At 60.9% G+C, this 25,112-nt stretch carries 16 protein-coding genes and 1 pseudogene; 8 read left to right on the top strand and 9 right to left on the bottom strand.

Features of this window, described 5'->3' with window-relative positions:
* The first annotated feature begins 149 nt into the window (after positions 1-149).
* The 3 genes from ACR52_RS19460 (at position 150) to ACR52_RS19470 (ending at position 4,718) form a co-directional block, all read left to right on the top strand.
* Positions 150-1,550, top strand: coding sequence for an efflux transporter outer membrane subunit (locus ACR52_RS19460; protein WP_048728057.1), 1,401 nt, complete (start codon positions 150-152; stop codon positions 1,548-1,550).
* Positions 1,551-1,820: 270 nt separating this feature from the next.
* Positions 1,821-3,917 carry a putative bifunctional diguanylate cyclase/phosphodiesterase gene (locus ACR52_RS19465; protein WP_048728070.1) on the top strand — a complete coding sequence of 699 codons (2,097 nt, stop codon included), beginning with the start codon at positions 1,821-1,823 and terminating at the stop codon, positions 3,915-3,917.
* Between the two features lie 54 nt (positions 3,918-3,971).
* Positions 3,972-4,718 (top strand): SDR family oxidoreductase, encoded by a 747-nt coding sequence (locus ACR52_RS19470; RefSeq protein WP_048728074.1) that lies wholly within the window; start codon positions 3,972-3,974, stop codon positions 4,716-4,718.
* Between the two features lie 122 nt (positions 4,719-4,840).
* Here ACR52_RS19470 and mapR read toward each other — a convergent pair whose 3' ends face one another.
* The 3 genes and pseudogenes from mapR to ACR52_RS19485 all read right to left on the bottom strand — a co-directional run bounded on the left by mapR (position 4,841) and on the right by ACR52_RS19485 (position 8,254).
* Positions 4,841-6,250 carry a GntR family transcriptional regulator MpaR gene (mapR, locus tag ACR52_RS19475; RefSeq protein ID WP_048728077.1) on the bottom strand — a complete coding sequence of 470 codons (1,410 nt, stop codon included), beginning with the start codon at positions 6,248-6,250 and terminating at the stop codon, positions 4,841-4,843.
* Between the two features lie 164 nt (positions 6,251-6,414).
* A pseudogene (ccoG, locus tag ACR52_RS19480) lies at positions 6,415-7,830 on the bottom strand (cytochrome c oxidase accessory protein CcoG).
* Positions 7,831-8,014: 184 nt separating this feature from the next.
* Positions 8,015-8,254 carry a DUF3203 family protein gene (locus ACR52_RS19485; RefSeq protein WP_048728079.1) on the bottom strand — a complete coding sequence of 80 codons (240 nt, stop codon included), beginning with the start codon at positions 8,252-8,254 and terminating at the stop codon, positions 8,015-8,017.
* 119 nt (positions 8,255-8,373) lie between these two features.
* Between ACR52_RS19485 and ACR52_RS19490 the strand changes: the two genes are divergently transcribed.
* Positions 8,374-8,868 carry an MgtC/SapB family protein gene (locus ACR52_RS19490; RefSeq protein ID WP_048728083.1) on the top strand — a complete coding sequence of 165 codons (495 nt, stop codon included), beginning with the start codon at positions 8,374-8,376 and terminating at the stop codon, positions 8,866-8,868.
* Between the two features lie 7 nt (positions 8,869-8,875).
* On the opposite strand, the gene ACR52_RS19495 is transcribed toward ACR52_RS19490, so the two are convergent.
* The 3 genes from ACR52_RS19495 to ACR52_RS30955 form a co-directional block, all read right to left on the bottom strand.
* Positions 8,876-9,904, bottom strand: coding sequence for a M10 family metallopeptidase C-terminal domain-containing protein (locus ACR52_RS19495; RefSeq protein ID WP_048728086.1), 1,029 nt, complete (start codon positions 9,902-9,904; stop codon positions 8,876-8,878).
* Between the two features lie 184 nt (positions 9,905-10,088).
* The gene (locus ACR52_RS19500) at positions 10,089-10,931 is read right to left on the bottom strand and encodes a hypothetical protein (RefSeq protein ID WP_152687647.1); all 843 of its coding nucleotides are present in this window, start codon (positions 10,929-10,931) and stop codon (positions 10,089-10,091) included.
* Between the two features lie 229 nt (positions 10,932-11,160).
* Complete coding sequence (locus ACR52_RS30955) at positions 11,161-11,319, bottom strand: hypothetical protein (protein ID WP_173439285.1); 159 nt, start codon at positions 11,317-11,319, stop codon at positions 11,161-11,163.
* A gap of 204 nt (positions 11,320-11,523) precedes the next feature.
* Between ACR52_RS30955 and ACR52_RS19505 the strand changes: the two genes are divergently transcribed.
* The 4 genes from ACR52_RS19505 to ACR52_RS19520 all read left to right on the top strand — a co-directional run bounded on the left by ACR52_RS19505 (position 11,524) and on the right by ACR52_RS19520 (position 20,528).
* Entirely contained in the window at positions 11,524-13,515 is a 1,992-nt protein-coding gene (locus ACR52_RS19505; protein ID WP_048728094.1) for an alpha-1,4-glucan--maltose-1-phosphate maltosyltransferase, read from the top strand.
* Positions 13,516-13,713: 198 nt separating this feature from the next.
* Positions 13,714-17,076, top strand: a complete 3,363-nt coding sequence (gene treS, locus ACR52_RS19510; RefSeq protein WP_048728098.1) for a maltose alpha-D-glucosyltransferase — start codon at positions 13,714-13,716, stop codon at positions 17,074-17,076.
* On the top strand, positions 17,073-19,310 hold the full coding sequence (gene glgB, locus ACR52_RS19515; RefSeq protein WP_048728101.1) for a 1,4-alpha-glucan branching protein GlgB: 2,238 nt from the start codon (positions 17,073-17,075) through the stop codon (positions 19,308-19,310). Before treS ends, glgB begins: the two co-directional genes overlap by 4 nt.
* 51 nt (positions 19,311-19,361) lie before the next feature.
* Entirely contained in the window at positions 19,362-20,528 is a 1,167-nt protein-coding gene (locus ACR52_RS19520; RefSeq protein WP_048728104.1) for a GGDEF domain-containing protein, read from the top strand.
* A 3-nt stretch (positions 20,529-20,531) separates the two neighbouring features.
* On the opposite strand, the gene ACR52_RS19525 is transcribed toward ACR52_RS19520, so the two are convergent.
* The 3 genes from ACR52_RS19525 to ACR52_RS19535 all read right to left on the bottom strand — a co-directional run bounded on the left by ACR52_RS19525 (position 20,532) and on the right by ACR52_RS19535 (position 25,040).
* Positions 20,532-22,718: a GAF domain-containing hybrid sensor histidine kinase/response regulator gene (locus tag ACR52_RS19525; protein WP_048728108.1), complete on the bottom strand. Its 2,187-nt coding sequence runs from the start codon at positions 22,716-22,718 to the stop codon at positions 20,532-20,534.
* 174 nt (positions 22,719-22,892) lie between these two features.
* Positions 22,893-23,744 carry a CAP domain-containing protein gene (locus ACR52_RS19530; protein ID WP_048728112.1) on the bottom strand — a complete coding sequence of 284 codons (852 nt, stop codon included), beginning with the start codon at positions 23,742-23,744 and terminating at the stop codon, positions 22,893-22,895.
* An 81-nt stretch (positions 23,745-23,825) separates the two neighbouring features.
* Entirely contained in the window at positions 23,826-25,040 is a 1,215-nt protein-coding gene (locus ACR52_RS19535) for an MFS transporter (RefSeq protein ID WP_048728116.1), read from the bottom strand.
* Positions 25,041-25,112 lie beyond the last annotated feature (72 nt).

Consider the following 25,112-nt stretch of genomic DNA (forward strand, 5'->3'; position numbering starts at 1 on the left):
CGGGATACTCACCTGACTTCATTGCACCGCAACCCCCTGTAGGAGCCGGCTTGCCGGCGAAAAACTCACAGGCACCCCGTTCCTCCAGGTTGGGCGCGTCATCGTTGGCGACCTTCGCGAGCAAGCTCGCTCCTACAGTGGGCTTGGCGATGTTGCTCAGCGCCTGCGCCATCGGCCCCGACTACAAACGCCCGGACGTCATCGAACCCGTCCAGTTCAAGGAAGCCCAGGGCTGGCGCCAGGCCACGCCGAGCGACTCCCTGGCTCGTGGCGCCTGGTGGGAGCTGTACGGCGACCGCCAATTGAATGACTTGGTGCTGCGCCTCAATACCGCCAACCAGACCGTGGCCCAGGCCGAAGCGCGCTTTCGCCAGGCCCAGGCACTGGTGCGCAGCTCGCGCGGGGCGTTTTACCCCACCGTCGACCTGAGCGCCGGGAAAACCCGCGCGAGCCAGGGTACCGGCAGCAGCAATGCCAGTCTCAGCAGTTCCAGCAGCGGCATCCGCGACACCCTCAATGCGCAGTTGGGCGTGAGCTGGGAGGCCGATGTGTGGGGCAAGTTGCGCCGAGGCCTGGAGGCCAATGAGGCGAGCGCCGAAGCCAGCTCGGCGGACCTTGCGGCGATGCGCCTCAGCCAACAATCTGAACTGGTGCAAAGCTACCTGCAATTGCGGGTCATGGACGAACAGACCCGCCTGCTGCAAGCCACCCTGGAGACGTATCAGCGCTCCCTGCAAATGACCGAAAACCAATACCGCGCCGGCGTCTCCGGCAAGGATGCGGTTGCCCAGGCGCTAACCCAGCTGAAGACCACCCAGGCCAGCCTGATCGACCTGATCTGGCAGCGCGCGCAACTGGAAAACGCCATCGCCGTGTTGATCGGTGAAGCGCCGGCCAACTTCAACCTGGCCGTGAGCAAGGACATCCCGGCACTGCCGCAGATTCCGCTGAGCCTGCCCTCGCAACTGCTGGAGCGCCGCCCCGACATCGCCTCGGCAGAACGCTCGGTGATCGCCGCCAACGCCAATATAGGCGTGGCGAAGGCCGCCTATTACCCGGACTTGAGCCTTAGCCTGGCGGGTGGTTACTCCAGCAGCACCTACGCCGATTGGATCAGTTTGCCGAACCGTTTCTGGTCAGTGGGACCGAAACTGGCGATGACCTTGTTCGACGGCGGTCAGCGCTCGGCGGAAGTCGATCGTACCGTGGCGTCCTATGACGAGACGGTGGCCAAGTACCGCCAGACCGTGCTCGACGGTTTCCGCGAAGTGGAAAACTACATGGTCCAGCTCAAGGTGCTGCAAGACGAGGCGGTGGTCAGCAATGAAGCGCTGGAGTCGGCACGGGAGTCGTTGCGGTTGACGCAGAACCAGTACAAGGCGGGGTTGATTGCTTATCTGGATGTGGTGACGGTGCAGGCGACGGCGTTGAGTAACGAGCGCACGGTGCTGACGTTGCTGCAGACACGCTTGGTGGCAAGTGTGCAACTGATCGCCGCGCTAGGCGGTGGATGGGATGGGCAAACGCCAATCGCCGAGAAGGAAGAGTAGATCGTTAGATCGTTCCCACGCTCTGCGTAGAAATGCCGCCCCGGACGCTCCGCGTCCCGTTGACGAATGTGACGCGGAGCGTCACGGGATGCGTTCCTTTGCTGCGCGCGGGAACGAGGATTGCGGGCGTTTTAAGCCAGCCAATTGACGTCAAAATGCCAATGATGGCGCTCTGATAATTAATCAAGTGCTCAATAATTATTCTCGCTACAATCCGCCGCTTCGCCACTTGGCACTGGCCTATCGGGGCCGTTGCCCACGAGAAGTCCCATGCTTATCGGTAGTTATTCAATCTCCCTCGTTGTGATCTCCCTGTGCGTCGCGATCCTTGCGTCCTATACCGCGCTGGACCTCACCGGCCGCATCGCGACCGCCAAGGGCCGCGCCGTCTACCTGTGGATCGCCGGCGGGGCATTGGCGATGGGCGTGGGCGTGTGGTCCATGCATTTTATCGGCATGCTGGCCCTGCGCCTGCCGTTTGCTCTGGGTTTTGACCTGGGCATTACCGCGCTGTCATTGTTGATCGCGGTGTTGTCCAGCGGCTTTGCGTTATGGCTGGTCAGCCAGCAACGCTTGCCCGCCTGGCAACTGGCCTTTGGTGCGCTGATCATGGGCGCAGGCATCGCCAGCATGCACTACACCGGCATGGCCGCAATGCGCATGACGCCCGGTATCGACTACGACCCCACCTTGTTCGGCGCTTCATTGCTGATCGCGGTCGTGGCCTCCGGTGCGGCACTGTGGATTGCGTTCAACCTGCGCCGTAGCACCCCTTATGTACGCCTGGCACGCGGTGGCGCGGCAGTGGTGATGGGTGTGGCCATCGTTGGCATGCACTACACCGGCATGGCGGCGGCACAGTTTGCCGACGACAGTTTCTGCGGCGCGGCGCTGACAGGCCTGAGCGGCCAAGGCCTGGACAACCTGGTGCTGGTGACGACGTTAGCGGTGCTGGGCATCGCGCTACTCACCTCGTTGCTCGACGCCCGTCTGGAGGCGCGCACCTCCGTACTCGCCGATTCCCTGACCCTGGCCAACCAGGAGCTGACCCACTTGGCCCTGCACGACATGCTTACCGGCCTGCCCAACCGCACGTTGCTGGCGGATCGCATTCAGCAGGCGATACAGGCGGTGAAGGAGCAAGGCGGTTGCTTCGCCCTGATGTTTATCGACCTGGATGGCTTCAAGCCGGTCAACGACGCCTTTGGTCATCATATGGGCGACCAGCTCCTGCGCGAAGTCGGCCTACGCCTGCGCGAAGACCTGCGCAGCCACGACACCCTGGCGCGCATCGGCGGGGATGAGTTTGTGCTGCTGGTACAGCTGACCCAGCCAGACGATGCCCTCGGCCTCGCCGAACGCCAGGTGAACCTGATCAACCAGACGTTCCAGGTGGCTGAACACGAACTGAAAATATCCGCCAGCGTCGGCATTGCCATGTTTCCCGGCAACGGTAGCAACCCGCAGGACCTGTTGATGAACGCCGACGCCGCGATGTACCACGCCAAGGGCATGGGCAAGAACGGCTACAGCTTCTTTGATGTGTCGATGAACACCAACGCACGCAAACAACTGCAGCTGCTGCAGGACTTGCGCAACGCCCTGGAACACGAGCAATTCCGTCTGTATTACCAGCCCAAGTTCGACGCGATCAGTGGCATCCCGGTGGGTGCCGAGGCGCTGTTGCGTTGGGAACATCCGCAGCAAGGCCTGTTACTGCCGGCGACCTTTATCGACCTGGCGGAAAAGACCGGGTTGATCATTCCGATTGGCGAGTGGGTACTCAATGAAGCCTGCCGTCAGATGCGCGTGTGGTACGCCCAGGGCTATGAGGATTGGCGCATTGCCGTGAACCTCTCGGCGCTGCAGTTCTGTCACGTCGGGCTGGTCAATAGCGTGGCCTCGGCCCTTGAGCGTCACCAGTTGCCGGCCAACAGCCTGACCCTGGAAATCACCGAGACCACCGCCATGAGCGACGCCGATGCGAGCATGGCGGTGTTGCAGCAGCTCTCGGACATGGGCGTCGACCTGTCCATCGACGACTTCGGCACTGGCTATTCAAGCCTGATGTACCTCAAGCGCTTGCCGGCCAACGAGCTGAAGATCGACCGTGGTTTTGTGCGCGACCTGGAGCACGACAGCGACGACGCCGCCATCGTGTCGGCCATCGTCGCGCTGGGCCAGGCCCTGGGGTTGCGGATTGTTGCCGAAGGGGTAGAGACCGATGTGCAGCAAAGCTTCCTCACGCGCCTGGGATGCAACGCGCTGCAAGGCTACCTGTTGGGTCACCCGCTGCCGGCAGACGGTTTTATGGCAGACATCCAGCGTGCGGAAGACGTGTTAACGCCTGACAAAAGCCGTGCGTGACGCGTATTCTTGGATCCAACCCTAAACCTCAGGTTGAATCAGGAGATCGCACGCATGGACAAAGTCGTCATCATCACTGGAGGCAGTCGCGGGATTGGCGCCCAGACGGCATTGCTGGCAGCACGCGAGGGCTATCGCATCTGCATCAATTTTCAGTCCGACGAAGCCGCCGCCCACCGCGTTCTCGAGCAGGTTCGCGCGTTGGGCGCGCAGGCGATTGCCGTGCGTGCGGATGTCAGTATTGAAGATGAAGTGATCGCCTTGTTCAGCCGCGTTGACGCTGAGCTGGGGCGTGTCACGGCGCTGGTCAACAACGCTGGCACCGTGGGGCAAAAGTCGCGGGTCGATGAAATGTCCGAATTCCGCATCCTGAAAGTCTTGAAGACCAACGTGCTGGGCCCGATCCTTTGCGCCAAGCATGCGCTGCTGCGCATGTCGCCTCGGCATGGCGGGCAGGGCGGCAGTATCGTCAACGTGTCGTCGGTGGCGTCGCGCGTGGGGGCAGCGGGCGAATATGTGGACTATGCCGCTTCCAAGGGCGCGCTCGACACCTTCACCCTGGGCCTGTCGAAAGAAGTCGCGGGCGAGGGCATTCGTGTCAACGCGGTGCGCCCTGGCTATATCTTCACCGACTTCCACGCCCTGAGCGGCGACCCAGACCGGGTCAGCAAGCTGGAGTCCGGAATTCCCATGGCCCGGGGCGGGCGCCCGGACGAAGTGGCGGAAGCGATTATCTGGTTGCTGTCGGACAAGGCGTCGTACGCCACCGGTACTTTTATCGATCTGGGCGGCGGTCGCTAGTTATGTAGTGCCTGCACCGGTGTCATCGGGAGCAAGCCCCCTCCCACACTTGAGAGTATTCACACATCAAAATGTGGGAGGGGGCTTGCTCCCGATGGCGTCAGTAAGGGCAACGCCATAACTCAAAACGACCGCACAATTCGTCCCAACGTCTCCATCGCCTGCTCCGACGCCTCTGTCCACGGGCTGCCATAGTTCAAGCGAATGCAGTTGCGAAAGCGTCGGGTCGCCGAGAAAATCGGGCCTGGCGCAATGCTGATGCCCTGGGCCAGGGCCATCTGGAACAACTTCAACGAGTCGGTTTGCTCGGGCAATTCCAGCCACAGGAAATATCCTCCAGCCGGCTGGCTGACCCGTGTCTGCGCGGGGAAGTAGCGGGCGATGGCGGCCAGCATGGCACTTTGTTGTTCTTCCAGCGCATAGCGCAGTTTGCGCAAGTGCCGGTCATAACCACCGTGCTGCAGGTAGTCGGCAATCGCCGCCTGCGCCGGCATCGACGGGCATAGGGAGGTCATCAGCTTCAAGCGCTCGACCTTCTGCGCATAGCGCCCGGCCGCCACCCAGCCGACGCGATACCCTGGCGCCAGGCTCTTGGCAAACGACCCGCAGTGCATCACCAGGCCCTCGGTGTCGAAGGCCTTTGCCGGTTTGGGCGCGTGTTGCCCGTAGTACAACTCGGCGTACACATCGTCCTCGATCAGCGGCACCTGATGGCTGCGCAGCAACGCCACCAGCGCTTGTTTTTTTGCCTCCGGCAGGGTGGCGCCCATGGGGTTCTGGAAGCTGGTCATGGTCCAGCAGGCCTTGATCGGATAACGCTCAAGGCTTTGTGACAACGCATTCAGGTCGATGCCATCGCGCGGGTGCACCGGAATTTCCACCGCCTTGAGCTTCAGGCGTTCGAGCACTTGCAGGCACGCGTAGAACGCCGGTGCTTCAATGGCCACCAGGTCGCCCGGCTCGGTGACGGCTTGCAGGCACAGGTTCAGCGCTTCCAGGGCGCCGTTGGTGATCAGCAGTTCTTCCATGGGCAGCATCAGGCCGCCGACCATGTAGCGCAGGGCAATTTGCCGACGCAGTTGCGGGTTGCCCGGCGACATGTCGGTGACCACCAGGCGCGGGTCCATCTCGCGACCGGCGCTGGCCAGGGAGCGGGCAAGGCGCGGCAGCGGGAACAGCATCGGACTGGGGAAGGCCGAGCCGAAAGGCACTGTGTTCGGGTCTTTGATGGAGTCGAGCACCGAGAACACCAGCTCACTCACATCGACTTCAGTCGACTCATGCACCTGTTCGCTCACCACCGGCTCGGAAAACGGACTGGGCGCATGGGTGTTGACGAAGTAGCCCGAACGCGGCCGCGCGCGGATCAGCCCGCGCCGTTCCAGCAGGTAGTAGGCCTGGAACACCGTGGACGGGCTGACGCCGTACGTCTGGCTGGCATAGCGCACCGACGGCACCCGTTGGCCGGGGCCCAGAACGCCGGAGCGGATCAGTTCGGCAATGTCATCGGCGAATTTTTCGTAGCGTTTCATGGGTGGCCTTAAACGATTTCTCATTTTTAACACAGAGCAAAGTGTGGGAGAGGGCTTGCTCCCGATAGCAGTGGATCAGTCAATGAACTCTCTAGCTGACATACCGCAATCGGGAGCAAGCCCCCTCCCACATTTAGTCCCCTGCGTCTTTGACGTCGTGGTCGTCAGCGGTTCAGCGGCGCCACAAAACGGCTGTCGGCAGCGCTGTAGATCCAGGGTTCGTCCACATCCGACACCTTGAAGTGGATCGTCTGCGAACTGCTCGCCGGCTTATCCGCCAACAATGCCACGGATACCGGCACATCGCTGATTTCCCCTGGGGCGAGGCTGATCTCGGTCTTGCCTTGCAACTGGAAGCCCTCGGCGTCCACCAGTTCCAAGCGGTAATCCTGGCGCTGCTGGGTCTTGTTGATGACCTTGAGGCTGTAGATGTTTTCGATCAAGCCCTGGCTGTTCTCACGGAACATGCCACGGTCCTTGGTCACGTCCAGCGAGACCATTGGCCGTTCCATCAAGGCCACCACCAGCGCCGCGATCATCACCAGCAGCACGGCACTGTAGCCGATCAGGCGTGGCCGCAGCAGATGGGTCTTGCCGCCTTGCAGTTGATGTTCGGAGGTGTAGCTCACCAGGCCACGGGCATAGCCCATTTTGTCCATGATCGAATCGCAGGCGTCGATACACGCCGCGCAGCCGATGCATTCCATTTGCAAGCCGTCGCGAATGTCGATGCCGGTGGGGCAGACCTGCACGCACACCTGGCAGTCGATACAGTCGCCGAGGCCCACATCCGCAGGCTTGACCTCACGTTTACGCGGGCCACGGTTTTCGCCACGCGCCACATCATAGGAGATCGTCAACGTGTCCTTGTCGAACATCACGCTCTGGAACCGCGCATACGGGCACATGTGCATGCACACCGCTTCGCGCAGCCAGCCAGCATTGATGTAGGTGGCGCCGGTGAAAAACAGCACCCAGAACAGGCTCACGCCGCCCATTTGCCAGGTCAGCAGTTCGGTAGCCAGCGGGCGTATGGGCGTGAAGTAGCCGACAAAGGTCAGCCCGGTCAGCACGCTGATGCCCAGCCACATCGTATGTTTGGCCGAGCGTCGCGCCAGTTTTTTCAGGTTTCAGGGCGCCGCTTGCAGTTTGATGCGCTGGTTGCGTTCGCCTTCGGTGACCTTTTCGCACCACATGAACAGCCAGGTGAACGAACTTTGCGGGCAGGTATAGCCGCACCACACGCGACCGGCAAACACGGTGATCGCAAACAGGCCAAATGCACAGATGATCAGCAGCGCCGACAACAGGATGAAATCCTGGGGCCAGAAGGTCGCGCCAAAAATGTGGAATTTGCTTTCGGCCAAGTCCCACAGTACGGCCTGGCGACCGCCCCAGTTCAGCCACACGGTGCCGAAAAAGGCCAGGAACAGGAACGCTGCACCACTCACACGCAAGGTGCGGTACACGCCGGTAAAACTACGGGTATGGATCAGGTGGTCGCTGGATGTGGCCTTCACCTTCTTTGGGTGCGCAGGCTCATAGGTTTCCACGGTTCGGACGGGGATTATTTCGCTCATGGTCGTTCGCTCATCAGCCTCCATCAGGCCAATGAACTATGACGGCCGCTCTGTTTGCATAACAGGCTCAGCTACAGCGATATAAAGCGGATCAGATGGGTCGGGAATCAGTCGCTGCGACAATCTGCTGCACCCCGTTGGGCCTGGGGTGCAGCGCTATTTGGCCTGTGCTGATACAGATCAATTAAATCAGCGAACCAGGCTCTTCCGCCTTTACATGGTTACGTCCGTCCGTCGCCCCGGCGACCGTGAGGGCGTCGGCTTCGACTTCAGTGATGTAGATCCGCTGGCCCGCCAGCTCCACGAACGACATGGATTTGTCATTGTCGGTAACGATCTTGACCCGTGTGGCGGGCAGGCTTTGTTCCTGGCCATCCTCATCTAGCTTGAAGTAGCACATCTGGTTTTCGATACGTAGGGTCATGCCGATCTCCTTTTCATGGGCTATGAACGTTAGGGTGCGGGCGCAGGCACGGGTTCCAGGCAACTGACTGGCGGTCGCCGCTGTCCATCCAATAACTACTACGACAAAGGACCGTTTCCATGGATGCCTGGTGGCAAGAAGTGTGGCAAACCCTGCAGGCTGAATTCGCGGACATCGGCGACGCGAAACAGCTTACCCAGATCACCGTACGCCTGCTGATCGCCGCGATCCTCGGGGGCATCCTCGGGTTTGAACGCGAGAGCAAGGGCAAGGCCGCCGGGGTGCGCACGCACATGCTGGTTGCATTGGGCGCTGCGCTGTTTGTGATGGTGCCGCAGATGTCCGGCAGTCAGGCGGACGCCATGAGCCGGGTGGTTCAAGGTGTGATTGCCGGGATCGGTTTCCTCGGTGCCGGCACCATCATCAAGGGCAAGGATGATGAGGAAGGGCATGTCAAAGGCCTGACCACCGCTGCTGGCCTGTGGATGACCGCTGCGATTGGGGTCTCGGCCGGGTTGGGCCGGGAATCGACAGCGGTGCTCAGTACGTTGTTGGCCTTGGCGGTGTTCAGCGTGATGCCAAAAATCGTCAAGACCTTTGAAAAGGATCAATGAGCGCCGCTCAGGTCAGCAGGTCGGTTTCCTTTAGTTGCCCGAATACCTTTGCGACAAACGCATCCTCCCCCTTGTTACCTGATATCACGAGAACGCTCGTGTTATGGATGGGGGAGTATTTCAACTGCATTTCGCCGCTAGCTCCGGATAACTGGTGGACCCATTGCAGTGTCTTGTTCAGTTGTCTTCGAATACGTGAAACATCCAGTTTGTCTCGACCCTGCACGAAATCCCTGACTTCGCTGGGGGAGTCGAGGGAGGACTCGTGGATGTTTGCGTAACTGTAGATATTGGGCCGATCCTTACACGGTTTGTCGCGTGTGTCTGTGGGCACGCGGTTGTCCCAATCGTTGTGGTGTGCGAACTGCAACGAGCCGATTGCCTTTTTCACCAGGGCGGAAATGGAGCAGAGGGATGTAGCCTTGGCGTTTACTTCAACTAGATAGTCCTCGATACCCGTCAAGTGCTCGTGTTTTTTACCTGCAAAATTGCGGACGATATCAAAGCGGCTTTCAAGCGGGGCGTTCATTAATCTGGCTTTCAAGTTGAACAGTGCCGAATCGACGTAGCGCTGATAGGCCTCGATCTGCTCAGCCTCGAGGGGGGTCACGACAGCGTCGATCGCGTCCTTGCCCAATTGGGCTTCGACCCCGCTGAGGGCCTTGACGTTATCGTTTGCATTGGGCTCGGACAATAAGGAATTGATCTTGTCTGCCGTCAACAGCGCGCTAATCTTGTTGAAGACGGCTACCGATGCTTTGGATGTCGGGTCACGCACCATGCGCTCAACCGCGCTCCTGTCTACCTGTACGCCAAGGTCAGCGAGGTCCTGCTTCATCGTTACCGTATTTGAAGGGGTGGGCTTGAAGTTGTCAGGTCGCTTGGGCTCCCTCGCATCGTTCGGGCCTGACTGGAGCAGGGCCTCCAACGCTTGCGGGGTGACGACTGAAGACGTTGGAGGGGGGCTGTGTTCTGGACGATGTTGCCCTGGCGGGAGTGCAGAGTGAAGGTCCGACATTTGATTGATGGCTGACATGATGTTTCCTCGCGAGTACATGGGTAAGCGAGTCGTCTTGGGAAGACGTCTATGCGAGGTCAGTATGAGCAATGTCCGTTCAGACGAAGTCAGGACTTCACCGTTCGAGTCAGTAGGATGTTTCGCTTGTTAAGGCGGGTTCTCGGAGCCGCAGGTATCGGGGCGCCGCCTGTCGAGCGTGGGATCAATGAGTCGGTAAGAGAAGTTGATCGTCTTTACTGTAAACGAAAACAGGGCGGTCCTGCGCGGCCAAGTCGAGTCTGACGATGGGCAAAATAATACCGGTGTACGTGTAGAAGTCGCGTTGTAGCTTTTGTGCAGCGACCAGATTTTGGGGGGCTTGCGGGTTAAAGAAAAACGCTTGGAAGGGAAGTGTTTTCAGGTCTGCTACATTCCATGCGGAAGTAACAACTTCATTCCACGGGGTAGTGAAATCCTGCAGCATCAGCTTACGGGCTTTAATACTCAGCGCAAATTGGTACGCAGTAGGGCGCAATGCACACATATAGGCTTCGTGATAACGGATTTTTTTATAGTGAAGATACCAACTGTCTTCATCGTTGATCCCTTGTTCATCACAATGCCGACTCCATTCGAACTCTAAACCCTGAATGACCCTGGTCGTCATCCCGCATCCATCCGGGCGAGAATCGGTTTGCGCGTTCGTTGCAAACGCGCAACGCACACTCAGCGCATTGGTGGTTGCAATGGGCAGTGCGCTCAGAATGATGCCCTGAGTACCTCGTTTGTAGAGTTCAGTCACGCGAGCGTCGGCGCGCATATAGGAAAATGCGACCGTATTTTTGTCGAGTTCATCTTTTGAGGAAATAAGCGTGTCGGAAACACGGACTAGAACGCCGTTACAGTGAAACGCGGCACTGCCGTCACTGCATGTTTCTGACGTGTCCATATATCGCGTATTCAATTCGTCGGCCACGCTGCTTTTTTCATCTATATGCAGTGAAGGCGTGCTGCAGCCCATCAGCATTGAGAGGGTTGCCAGGCACAGTGCATTTAGTATTTTCATTGTTTGTCTGCCCGTGTGGGAACTTGGAGTGGCGGGCGCTATTACGTCCGATAGTCTCCAAATGCTAGGCCGTCTTTCAATCGGCGGATACTGTCATAAATGACAGTTGTCTAGGCCGATTCGCAATAAATAACGACTAACGCATCAACGTTCTGATCAGGGAGTGGAATGCTGCAGCGCCGGCTGTTCCGCGCCCTCGTAATCATTGAAAAAGCCGGCTCTGCGTTGCTCAAACAATCACTGGCGGCATCGTCGTTGGCGGTTCCTCCACGGGCGGTGGTACGGTTCCAGGCGGCTCGTTCTCCGGAATCGGCTCCGGTTCGGTCGGCGGCAGGGTTGGGTTGTCGATATTCGGGTCCGGTGTTTCAGCCGGGATCGGGATATTCATCGGTGTGGCCTCCTTTGTGCTTTGCTCTACTGGTGGACATCCGTCGGGAGCAATTGATTCCTTGCTCAAAACCGGCATATCCACCTGAACTTTTAACCGGGGTGCGGGCTCGGACCTTATACGGCCCTGCTCAAGGAGAGCGTCGCCGTATCAGAATTCGGATCAAGCAAAGAGCGTCCACAGGGCGTAAGGGGAAGATGCTCGATGACTGCTGAAACACTGACGCCAGAAGAAGGTTCCGTACTGCCGCTGTCCCAGGCCTTGTTGTTGCCTCGCATAGCGATTGAAAGCACCACCCCCGTGATCGACGGCGGCGAATTTGCCGTCAAGGCCGTGGTTGGCCAGCGGGTCAACGTCACCAGCAAAGTCTTCGCAGACGGCCACGACAAGCTCGCCGTATTGATTCGCTGGCGCGCCTTGCACGAAGAAAGCTGGCACAGCGTGGTCATGGACGATGTCGGCAACAATGGCTGGGAAGGCTCATTTACTGTTACCGCCCAGGGCCCCCATGAATACTGCATCGAAGCCTGGATCGACACCTTCGCCAGCTTCTGTTACGAACTGCGCAAAAAGCACGAAGCCGGCATGCCGGTTAGCCTGGAACTGCAGGAAGGCCGCAGCCTGGTGTTGCAGGCCGCCGAGCGCAGCGACAACGAGCTGCGCGACCGCCTGATGCTGTTGCACCACGAACTCTCCGGCCTGCTGGAAACCGAGCAGGTTGCGCAGTTTCTGCACGAAGACAGTGCGCACCTGATGACCCAGGCCGATCATCGCCCCTACTTGAGCATCAGCAGCGTCTACCCGATTGACGTGGAGCGCCAGCTTGCGCAGTTTGCCAGTTGGTATGAGCTGTTTCCCCGCTCGATCACCGACGATCCCGCACGTCACGGTACGTTTAACGACGTGCACGCGCGGCTGTCGATGATTCACGACATGGGCTTCGACGTGCTGTACTTCCCGCCGATCCATCCGATCGGCCGCAGCCATCGCAAGGGCAAGAACAACTCCCTGACCGCCGGCCCGGATGATCCCGGCAGCCCCTACGCGATTGGCAGCGAGGAGGGCGGCCACGACGCCATTCACCCGCAACTGGGCAGCCGCGACGACTTCCGTCGCCTGGTCAAAGCCGCTGCCGACCATGGCCTGGAAATCGCCCTGGATTTTGCCATCCAGTGTTCCCAGGACCATCCCTGGCTCAAGCAACACCCCGGCTGGTTTAACTGGCGCCCCGACGGCACGATCAAATATGCCGAGAACCCGCCGAAAAAATACCAGGACATCGTCAACGTCGACTTCTATGCCGCTGACGCTATCCCGAGCCTGTGGACCGAGTTGCGCGACGTCGTGGTGGGCTGGGTCGAAGAGGGCGTGAAGACTTTTCGCGTCGACAACCCGCACACCAAGCCGCTGCCGTTCTGGCAATGGCTGATCAGCGACGTCAGGGCCAAACACCCCGAGGTGATCTTCCTCGCCGAAGCATTTACCACGCCGGCGATGATGGCGCGCCTGGGCAAGGTCGGTTACTCGCAGAGCTACACGTATTTCACTTGGCGCAACACCAAGGCCGAGCTGAGCGAATACCTGACGCAGTTGAACGAGTCGCCGTGGCGTGAGTGCTACCGGCCGAACTTCTTCGTCAATACGCCGGACATCAACCCTGGCTTCCTGCATGAATCCGGGCGCGCGGGTTTCTTGATTCGCGCGGCGCTGGCAACCATGGGTTCCGGCCTGTGGGGCATGTACTCGGGCTTTGAACTGTGCGAGGCCGCGCCGGTGCCGGGCAAGGAAGAGTACCTGGACTCTGAGAAATACGAGATCCGTCCACGGGACTTCACCGCGCCGGGCAACATCATTGCCGAGATCGCCCAACTCAATCGCATACGCCGACAAAACCCGGCGCTGCAGACGCACCTGGGCTTGAAGCTCTACAACGCCTGGAACGACAACATCCTGTACTTCGGCAAGCGCAGTGAAGACGGCAGCAACTTCATCCTGATCGCCGTCAACCTAGACCCGTTCAACGCCCAGGAGGCCGATTTCGAATTGCCGCTTTGGGAGCTGGGCCTCCCTGACGACGCCCACACCCAGGGCGAAGACCTAATGAATGGCCATCGCTGGACGTGGTACGGCAAGACCCAGTGGATGCGCCTTGAGCCGCACACCCCCTTTGGGATCTGGCGGATTACCACATCTTAAGTCTGGAGATCGTTCCCATGTCGAGGCGTCGAACCGTGGAGATCGTTCCCACGCTCTGCGTGGGAATGCCTCATGTGACGCTCTGCGTCACGCTTTGGGACGCGGAGCGTCCTGGCTGCATTCCCACGCAGACGGTTAAACGCCTCGACGTGGGAACGATCTCCGACGATCTCCATCGCAGAATTTCAGGAGTTTCCAATGGCGAAGAAACCCAAGGCTGCCACCTTTATCAAAGACCCGCTCTGGTACAAGGACGCGGTGATCTACCAGGTTCACGTCAAATCCTATTTCGACTCCAACAACGACGGCATCGGTGACTTTCCCGGGCTGATCGCCAAACTCGACTACATCGCCGATCTCGGCGTCAACACCATCTGGCTGCTGCCGTTCTACCCCTCGCCACGCCGCGATGACGGCTATGACATCGCCGAATACCGGGGTGTACACAGCGACTACGGCACGATGGCCGACGCCAAGCGCTTTATCGCCGAGGCCCACAAGCGCGGGCTGCGGGTGATCACTGAGCTGGTGATCAATCACACCTCCGACCAGCACCCGTGGTTCCAGCGGGCACGCAAGGCCAAGCCGGGCTCGGCCGCGCGGGATTTCTATGTGTGGTCCGATGACGACCAGAAATACGACGGTACCCGCATCATCTTCCTCGACACCGAGAAGTCCAACTGGACCTGGGACCCGGTCGCCGGCCAGTACTTCTGGCACCGTTTCTATTCCCACCAGCCGGACCTCAACTTCGACAACCCGCAGGTGATGAAAGCGGTGCTGTCGGTGATGCGCTACTGGCTGGACATGGGCATCGACGGCCTGCGCCTGGACGCCATTCCGTACCTGATCGAGCGCGACGGCACCAACAACGAAAACCTGCCAGAGACCCACGATGTCCTCAAGCAGATCCGCGCCGAGATCGACGCCCATTACCCGGACCGCATGCTGCTAGCCGAAGCCAACCAATGGCCGGAAGACACGCAGTTGTATTTTGGTAAAACAAAGAGCGGTGATAAGAAGGGTGACGACGGCGATGAATGTCACATGGCGTTCCACTTTCCGCTGATGCCGCGCATGTACATGGCCCTGGCCCAGGAAGACCGCTTCCCCATCACCGATATCCTGCGCCAGACCCCGGAGATCCCGGCCAATTGCCAATGGGCGATTTTCCTGCGCAACCACGATGAACTGACGCTGGAAATGGTCACCGACAAAGAACGCGACTACCTGTGGAATTACTACGCCGCCGACCGTCGCGCGCGGATCAACCTGGGCATTCGCCGCCGCCTGGCGCCGCTGATGGAGCGTGACCGCCGACGTGTCGAGTTGCTCAACAGCCTGCTGCTGTCGATGCCGGGCACGCCCACCCTGTATTACGGCGATGAAATTGGCATGGGCGATAACATCTACCTCGGCGACCGCGATGGCGTGCGCACGCCGATGCAGTGGTCCATCGACCGCAACGGCGGTTTCTCGCGTGCCGACCCGGCCAGCCTGGTGCTGCCGCCGATCATGGACCCGCTGTATGGCTACCAGTCGGTCAACGTCGAGACCCAGACCCAGGACCCGCATTCGCTGCTCAACTGGAACCGGCGCATGCTGGCGGTACGCAAGCAGTCCAAGGCGTTCGGCCGGGGCAGTCTGAAAATGCTTTCACCGAGCAACCGTCGCATCCTGGCCTACACCCGTGAATACACCGGGGAGGATGGCCGCCACGAAATCATTCTGTGTGTGGCCAACGTGTCGCGCAGTGCCCAGGCGGCGGAGCTGGACCTCTCGGCGTTTGCCGGCATGGTCCCGGTGGAGATGCTCGGCGGCAATGCCTTCCCGCCTATCGGCCAGTTGAATTTCCTGCTGACCCTGGCGCCGTATGGCTTCTATTGGTTCGTGCTGGCGGCGGAAAACCAGATGCCGAGCTGGCATGTGGAGCCGGCGCAAAGCATGCCGGACTTCACCACACTGGTGCTGAAAAAACGCATGGAAGAATTACTCGAAGAACCTTGCCGCACGACCCTTGAACAGACCTCACTGCCGGCCTGGCTGCCCAAGCGCCGCTGGTTTGCCGGCAAGGACACCGCCATCGACAGCGTGCGCATTGCCTACGGCGTGCGTTTTGGCGACCCGCAGCACCCGGTGCTGCTCAGCGAGCTTGAGGTGACTGCGGGCGGCCAGGTCAGCCGTTATCAACTGCCGTTCGGCTTCCTCGGCGAAGACCAGTTCACCAGCGCCTTGCCGCAACAACTCGCCCTGGCCCGTGTACGGCGTGTGCGGCAAGTGGGGTTGGTCACCGATGCGTTCAGCCTTGAGCACTTTATCCGTGCGGTGATCCAGAGCCTGCAGGCCGGCACCGTGTTGAACTCCAGCGAAGGCGACCTGCGTTTCGAAGCCACGCCACACCTGGCCAAACTGCAACTGACGGAGGAAGCGCAAGTGCGCTACCTGGCGGCCGAGCAGTCCAACAGTTCGGTGGTGGTGGGCGAGAGCCTGGTGCTCAAGCTGATCCGTAAAGTCAGCGCCGGGGTGCACCCGGAACTGGAAATGAGCGCCTACTTGACCGAAGCCGGTTACCCGAATATTTCGCCGCTGCTGGGCTCGATGATTCGCCGCGATGGCCAAGGCGAGGACAGCCTGTTGATGATTGCCCAGGGCTACCTGAGCAACCAGGGCGACGCCTGGGGCTGGACCCAGAACAACCTGGAACGTGCGATTCGCGATGAACTCGCCGAAGCCATCTCCGAACAGGAGCAGCACTACAACGCCCTGGGCGAGCTGGCGGATTTCGCTGCATTGCTCGGGCAGCGTCTCGGTGAAATGCACGTGGTACTGGGCGCGAAAACCACCAACAAAGACTTCAAGCCCGAAGCCACCACGGTCAAGGACACCCAGGCCTGGGCCAAGGATGTGAGCGCGCAGATCGAGCGCGCGCTGCAATTGCTCAAGGTGCATCAAAGCCAATTGAACCCGGCCGATCAGGCGCTGGTCAGTCAATTGCTGGAGCAGAAAAAAGCCATCAGCGCTCACGTGCAGGCCCTGGCGAAAGCCACGGTCGGCGGGTTGCGCATCCGCGTCCATGGTGATTTGCACCTGGGCCAGGTCTTGGTGGTGAAGGGCGACGCTTACCTGATCGACTTTGAAGGGGAACCGGCGCGGCCGCTGCATGAACGGCGCGGCAAGCACAGCCCGTATAAGGATGTGAGTGGCGTGCTGCGTTCGTTTGATTACGCCGCCGCCATGGCCCTGAACGTGCAAGGGGTGGATCACTCGCCCGAAGCGGACACTGCCCGCCGGCGTGTGACCGACCGTTATCTGAATGAAGCGCGGCAGGCATTTATCCAGGCTTATCAGGCTGCTACGTCTACACTGGCGCATGACTGGCAGGATGCCAAAGGCCAGGACGCCGCACTCACGTTGTTCAGTCTGGAGAAGGCCGCGTATGAAGTGGCCTACGAAGCGGAAAACCGCCCGACCTGGTTGCCGGTGCCCTTGCAGGGTTTACACGGTTTGCTGAGCGGGCTTATACCTGGATCTAAATCTGTACGCGGTGGGGAGACGTCATGAGTTTTACACATAAAGAACCGCTGCAGCCCAAGTTGACTGCAATGCCGGCGTCCAAGGACGTCGAAGCGCTGGTACGCGCCGAGCATCACGACCCGTTTTCGATTCTGGGGCCGCACGACGATGAGCAGGGCGGGCAGTTTATCCGCGCGTTCCTGCCGGAGGCCTTGAGCGTCCACGTACTGAGCCGTGAGGGCGGTGAACAGCTCGGCAGCCTGGAAGCGAGCCAGGTGCCCGGCCTGTTTGTCGGGCATTTCGCGACTCGCCAGGACTACTTGCTGAAAATCCAGTGGGCCGGCGGTGAGCAGATCACCGAAGACCCCTACAGTTTCAACCAGCTGTTGTTGGGGGAAATGGACCTGTACCTGTTTGCCGAAGGCAATCACCGTGACCTCGGCAGTTGCCTGGGCGCCCAGGTGACCAGCGTTGACGGCGTGCAAGGTGTGCGTTTTGCGGTGTGGGCACCGAATGCCCGGCGCGTGTCGGTGGTGGGCGACTTCAATATCTGGGACGGCCGCCGCCACCCGATGCGCCTGCGTCATCCTTCCGGCGTGTGGGAACTCTTCATCCCACGCCTGCAACCGGGTGCGGCCTACAAATACGAAATTCTCGGCGCCAACGGCATCCTGCCGCTCAAGGCCGACCCGATGGCCCTGGCCACCCAACTGCCGCCCGACACCGCCTCGAAGGTCGCCGCACCTTTACAGGTGGATTGGCAGGACCACGACTGGATGCAGTCACGCGGCGAAAAACAGAAACCCAGCGCACCGTTGTCGATCTATGAACTGCATGTGGGCTCCTGGCAGTGCGAGCTGGACGAGGCCGGTGAAGTGTCGCGCCAATACGGCTGGCGCGAACTGACTGAACGGCTGATTCCGTATGTGCAGCAGCTGGGCTTCACCCATATCGAGCTGATGCCGATCATGGAGCACCCGTTCGGTGGCTCGTGGGGGTATCAGGCGTTGTCACAGTTCGCACCGAGTGCGCGGTTTGGCTCGCCGGAAGATTTCGCTTACTTCGTGAATGCCTGCCACCAGGCCGATATTGGCGTGATCCTCGACTGGGTCCCTGCGCATTTTCCTACCGACACTCACGGCCTGGCGCAATTCGACGGCACAGCGCTGTACGAATACGCCAACCCACTGGAAGGCTTTCACCAGGATTGGGACACGCTGATCTACAACCTGGGCCGTACCGAAGTGCACGGCTTTATGCTGGCTTCGGCGCTGCACTGGCTTAAACACTTCCACGTCGATGGCCTGCGCGTGGATGCGGTGGCCTCGATGCTCTACCGCGACTATTCACGCAAGGCCGGTGAATGGGTGCCCAACCGCCACGGCGGCCGCGAGAACCTGGAAGCCATCGATTTTCTGCGCCACCTGAACGACGTGGTGGCCCTGGAAGCGCCCGGCGCGCTGGTGATTGCCGAAGAGTCCACCGCCTGGCCCGGCGTCAGCCAGCCCACCCAACAGGGCGGCCTGGGCTTCAACTACAAGTGGAACATGGGCTGGATGCACGATTCGCTGCATTACATCCAGCAGGACCCGGTGTACCGCGCCCATCATCACAACGAGCTGAGTTTCGGCCTGGTGTATGCCTGGTCTGAGCGCTTTATCCTGCCGATCTCCCACGATGAAGTGGTGCACGGCAAGCACTCGCTGATCGACAAGATGCCCGGCGACCGCTGGCAGAAATTCGCCAACCTGCGTGCGTACCTGAGTTTCATGTGGATGCACCCCGGTAAGAAATTGCTGTTCATGGGCTGCGAATTTGGCCAGTGGCGCGAGTGGAATCACGACCAGCAACTGGATTGGTACCTGCTGCAGTACCCGGAACACCGTGGCGTGCAGAAGCTGGTGGGCGACTTGAACCGCCTGTACCGCGAGGAACCGGCCCTGCATGAACAGGACGACGCGCCCCAGGGCTTCCAGTGGCTGATCGGCGACGACGCGATCAACAGCGTGTATGCCTGGCTTCGCTGGAGCAAGGATGGCAAGCCGGTGCTGGTGGTGGCCAACTTCACCCCGGTGCCGCGTGAGGCGTACAGCGTCGGCGTGCCGTTTGCCGGGCGTTGGAGCGAAGTCATCAACAGTGATGCCGACACTTACGCAGGTTCCAATTACGGCAACGGCGGCGGCGTTTTCACCGAAGATGAGCCGCGCCATGGGCAACCGGTGTCGCTGTTGCTGAACTTGCCGCCGTTGGGGGTGCTGATTTTGCGGCCGGAAGCGAGTTAGACGCTCTATCCTGCTGGATTCTGTTGTCCACGCTAGTGGCAGGGTGCCACAATGGCGCCTTTGTCATGGCAGTTGAATCAGGCGGATTTCATGAATGGCCTTGGGCGTGGGCAGGACCAGGATTGTCTTATAGAAGAGCAGGTGCGAACCGACCGTTTGCACCAGCTGTTCCGCCAATCGTTTGCCGCGATTTTCGGCAGTTACATGGCCGCTGCGATGCTCTGCTGGCTGTGCTGGGAGCGCTTTGACCATCGCGTCATGCTGGTGTGGCTGGTGGTGCTGGCGGTAACGTCGCTGCTGCGTGTCAAACTGTTCATGGACTGGTTTCGTTGCCCCAACAGCGAACGCACGCCGGACCGGTGGGAGCTGCGTTACTTCATCACGCTGATGCTGTCCGCAGGGACCTGGGGCGCCGGTGCGTTTGCGCTGATGCCCACCGACGACCGGCTTTCCCAGGCTCTGATCATGCTGTTTGCCGTGGGCATGTCCGTCAGCGCGGTCTCGTGTTACTCGGCTTATCGCTATATGACGCTGGTCTCCATCGGCCTGGTGTTGATGCCTTGCACCTTCTGGTTGCTGTTTCAGCCGTCGTCGATGCAGGTGGGCGTGGCGTTAGCGGTGCTGGTGTTTTCCTCGTTTGTGGTCAGCGCCACGCGCAAGTTCTCCGATGCCCTGGAAAAAGCCTTCCGCCTGACCCGGCAAATGGAACAGGCCCACACGATTTCCACGCGCGCCGCACAGACCGATGAACTCACCGGCCTGATGAACCGCCGTGCGTTCTTCGAACATGGCCACTTGTTGTATGCGCAATGTCGCCACAATCAGCAGCCGCTGTGTGCACTGATGATGGACATGGACCACTTCAAGAATATCAACGACACCTACGGCCATCAGGCCGGGGACCAGGTGTTGCGCCAGATTGGCGGGGTGATCAGCGCGTCGTTTCGCCAGGCCGATGTGTACGGCAGGCTGGGTGGCGAGGAATTTGCGGTGTTGCTGCCCAATACGTCACTGGAAACCGCGCGGGATATCGCTGAGCAGTTGATCAAGGCCATCTCTGGTTTGGTTTCCGAGCCGGTACAGGGCCTGTCCGCCAGCCTCGGCGTGGCGTCCACCCATACGCAGGATCAAGACCTGCACGGCCTGATGAACACTGCCGACAAGGCGCTGTACCGTGCCAAGGCCTTGGGCCGCAATCAGGTCGCCGTGGCGGAGTAGGGCTCAGTCCTTGCGCATCGCCTTGGCCAGTGCCCGCGCAACCTGATCGGCGGAGTAAGGCTTGGCGAGGAATTCGAAACCTTCGTAGCCGTTGTCCGCCAGCTCTTCGCTGTAGCCTGAGGTCAGTACCAGCGGCAGGTCCGCGCGGCGCTCGCGCAGCACCTTGGCCATCGCTACGCCGGTCATGCCGGGCATTACCACGTCCGAGAAAATCGCGTCAAACGCTCCGGCATCCGGGCCGGCGAGCGCCAGTGCCTGTTCGGCATCGGTGACCCAAGTGGTCTGGTACCCCAGGTCCTGCAGGATCTGGTTGGCGAAGCGGCCCACCTCCAGGTTGTCTTCCACTATCAGGATATGGCGCAGGGCCGCGTCCTGTATCGGGCCGGGCACCAGGGGTGAAGGCTCATGCGGGGTTACCTCGGGCTGCACTTCGGGCAGGTACAGGGTAAAGACCGTGCCTTGGCCCAGTGTGCTGGTCACATCGACGTTACCGCCCGATTGCTTGGCAAAGCCGAACACCTGAGACAGGCCCAGGCCCGTGCCTTTGCCCACCTCTTTGGTGGTAAAGAACGGCTCGAAAATACGCTCGAATGTCTCGCCGGCAATGCCGCTGCCGGTGTCGGCCAGGGCAACCGTCACAAACGGCTGGCGCGACTCGGCGTGGCCCCGAATGCTCGGCAGGGCGGGCACGTTGTCGACGCGCAGGGTCAGCGTGCCGTTGCCGCTCATGGCGTCGCGTGCGTTCATGGCGATGTTGATCAGCGCGGTTTCAAACTGGCTGGAATCAACACGCACATAGCAAGGCTGGCCAGGCAATTCGACCCGCACCTGAATGCGCGCACCGGTGACGCTTTCGAGCATCTCGCCGATGTTCATGACCCGCTGGCCCACGTCGAAGACTTCCGGGTTCAGCGGTTGGCGCCGGGCAAATGCGAGCAGTTGGCTGGTCAGCTTGCTGGCACGCTCCACGGTATCGGAGACCGCGCTCATGTAGCGTTGCCGGCGCTCTTCGGACAAGCCTGGGCGGCGCAGAAAATCCACCGAGGAGCGAATAATAGTCAGCAGGTTGTTGAAGTCATGGGCCACGCCGCCGGTCAGTTGGCCGATGGCTTCGAGTTTTTGCGACTGGCGCAAAGCGGCTTCGGCCTGGGTCAGCAGCAGGGTACGTTCTTCTACCCGTTGCTCCAGGCTCGCATTCAGCTCGGTGTAGGCCGCCAGGCCCTCGCGCACGGCGGCGTCGGCGCGAACCCGCTCTATATGCGCCCAGGAGCGCTCGGTGATCTCGCCCAACAGGGCCAGGTCATAGGGCGACCAGAAACGCGGCGCCTTGTCGTGGATTACCATCAAGGCGCTGAGCCGACCGTTTTTGATCAGCGGCATGCAAATTGTTGCCGTGACGCCGAGGGCCTGGAAGGTGGCGGACTCGTGGGCGGGCAACTCGTGCAGGTTGTTGCGGATCACCAGCGGTTCGCCGGCGCGCAGGCAACTGACGGCCTTTTCGCCAAACGCGGCCAGGCTGTAGCGGCCGACGATGCTCGGCGAGCCCGGTGCGGTCCAGTTGTTGCGAATGGTAAAGCCGTCTTCATCGGCGTCCATATCGGCGTAGGCGCAATTGCTCGCCTGCAAGTGTTCCGCGAGTAACTGGGTGGTGCTGGTCATGATCGCTTCGGCGTCGGTGGCATTGGCCACGGCGTTGCCGATGGCATCCAGCGCGGCGAGGCGGCGGGCGAAGAATACCGTGGCGGTGGTTTCCGACACGGTGTCGAGCATTCCCACCACTGTGCCCTGGGGGTCGCGGATAGGGCTGTAGCAGAAAGTGAAATACGCCTGCTCCGGCTCGCTGCCGCGTTCGATCAGCAGGGGGAAGTTTTCGATGTAGGTGGCATGGCCCTGGAAGGCTGCGTCGGCAAAGGGCGCCACTTCAGGCCACACCTCCTGCCACGTCTCGCTGAAGGGACGCCCCAGCGCATACGGTTTGTCCCCCAGGATCGGCACAAACGCATCGTTGTAGAGGGTAATCAGCTGGGGGCCCCAAACGATGGCCTGGGGAAAGCTCGACGCGAAACACAGCGCCACAGTGGTCTTCAACACGTCCGGCCACTGCTCCAGCGGGCCCAGAGGCGTGCTTGCCCAATCATGCTGACGAACCCGCTCAGCCATGTTGCTGCTGCTTTGCAGCCAATTCATCATTGGGTGAACACCTTGTTTTGCCAGAGTCTTCAAGCGGCCCCGGAGTATCGGGTGCCAAAGCTACTGACCCGCTTGGACGCTGCCAGTTCAGCGCTATTTTCGCTTAGATGGCACGTTGATAATCTATCCGTTTGAATAGTTAAAACCTACAAGGTTTGGGCGATTGCCCAAACCCTACTGCGTGCCCAACATACCGGTCCAGTAAATCCCCGCATCGCTCTTCGGGTCCATGGCATAGGCCGCGCCCAATTCACGAAATTGCGGGTTCATCAAGTTGGCGCAATGGCCGGGGCTGGCGAGCCAGCCGTCCACTACCTTGCGCGGGGTATCGAGGCCGGCGGCGATGTTTTCGCCGATGTTCTTCGCGATATACCCGGCCAGTTCGGCGCGGTCGCCGGGGGTGCGGCCGTCATGGTCCAGGTGGTCGAAGAAGTTGCCGTTGGCCATGCTTCGCGAGTGGCTGTTGGCGGCGCTGGCCAGGGTGTCGTTCCACGACAACGGGGTGGTGGCGGCGAAGTCCTGTTTGCCGCACTGGCGTGATTTTTCACGGGCGGCGTTGATCAGGTTGAGCAGTTGCTTGCCCTCGGTCTGCCAATCCCCCAGGCCACTGGACAGCAGCGGGCGCGCAAGCACGATGCGCCAGTCCTGCCCGCTGTTGCTCACGCCGATATCGACAAATTGTGGGTCCAGCACCACCCGGCAGAAGCTTTCGCGCACGGCCTTCATGGCCGCCTGGGCATCCTTGGGGCCGGACAGGCTGATGGCCTGCACATTCACCATCGGGTACGCCGCCCGCGCCAATGCCTGCTGCAAGTCGCCAACATTGTTGGCCGGCAGCACCAGCCGCGTATCGCTGGCCAGCGGTGGCAGTTCCTGGGAACCCTGGTCACCGCAGCGTTGCACCTGGCTGCGGTACTCGTTGATCTGTTGTACCAACTGACTTTCTTCATTCGCCATCGCGCTGGCGCAGAACGCCAGACTGGCGGCCAGCGTCGTAAGACCCATCATCAATGACAGAACGCGCATGGACGTTACCCTTGAGCTTGAAAGTGCCCATGATGCGCGATGTAACCCGGTCTGGCGCAACGCCTTTTTTGTTTTTTTGCCTCAGCGGGTGTTCTGCGGGTGGTTCCCGGCGTTGTTGCGCCCCCAGGCCAACGTGCCTGCGAGCAGGATCAACGCCAATGCCACGGCGAAGGTTGCGTGCAGGCCATTAGCCACAGATTGCGCGGCGGCGTGGGTCACATCGGGAGTCGCCCACGCGAACACGGCACCGAGTGCCGAGGCGCCACCAATCAGGCCGAGATTGCGAGACAGGTTCAACAAGCCCGAGATCGTCCCTCGGCGTGCCGCCTCGACATCGCTCATCACGGCGGTGTTGTTGGCGGCCTGGAACAGGCTGTAGCCCGCCGTCAGCGTGACCAGTGAACCCAGGTAGGCCACCAGCCCGAAGGCCAGTGCCAGCGACACGGCGCCGATGGCCATGATGCCCAGCCCGGCAAGCGTCATGCGGTGGCTGCCCAGGCGGTCGGTCAGGCGGCCCGCGGGGACCCCGGTTGCCGCCGCTACACATGGACCGACGGCCATGGCCAGGCCCATCCATGCAGGCGTGAGCCCCAACCCGTGAGACAAGTAGAACGGCCCGACCACAAAAGTCGCCATGATCACCGCAGACACCAGCGTGCTCATGGCCAGGCCGGCGCGCAGGGCAGGGTCGTTCAATGACGATCGGAAGGTCGCGCCCGTGGGCAACGGAGGCTGTTGACGATCCACCGGCAAGTAGCGCCAGGCGAGGGCGGCCGCGAGCAATCCCAGCGGCATACCCACCAGAAACAGCGCCCGCCAGCCCCATAGACTGAGCAGCAGTCCTCCAACGCTGGGCCCCATGGCCGTGCCCACCGCCGACATTGTGCCGAGCAAGCCCATCACGCGCCCGGTGCGCTCGCGGGTCACCGTGTCGCCCACCATTGCCAGGGTCATCGCCATCATGATTGCCGCGCCCAGGCCTTGCAGGCCGCGTGCTGCAACCAGCCACGCCAGGGAGGGCGCAACACCACACAGTCCACACGCCAACGCGAACAGCAATAATCCCCCGAGCAGCAGCCGGCGGCGCCCTAGGCGATCCCCCAGGCGCCCGGCGCTGACAATCACCGCCGTAATCGCCAGCAGATAGGCGAGCACCACCCACTGCACCGCCTGAAACGAGGCATCGAAGACCTGCGCAAGGCTCGGTAAGCCCACATTGGCGATACTGGTGCCGAGGGATGCGAGCAACATGCACAGCGACAGGCTGACGAGTGCACCGCGTGAAGTGGTTTGCATGGGAGATTCCTTTAATGAACGCAACTGTCGCAAATCTACGGCGTCGCCTAACATGGCGGAAGGCGCATGGAT

It is taken from the genome of Pseudomonas fildesensis, from assembly GCF_001050345.1.
GTDB classification, from domain to species: Bacteria; Pseudomonadota; Gammaproteobacteria; order Pseudomonadales; family Pseudomonadaceae; genus Aquipseudomonas; species Aquipseudomonas fildesensis.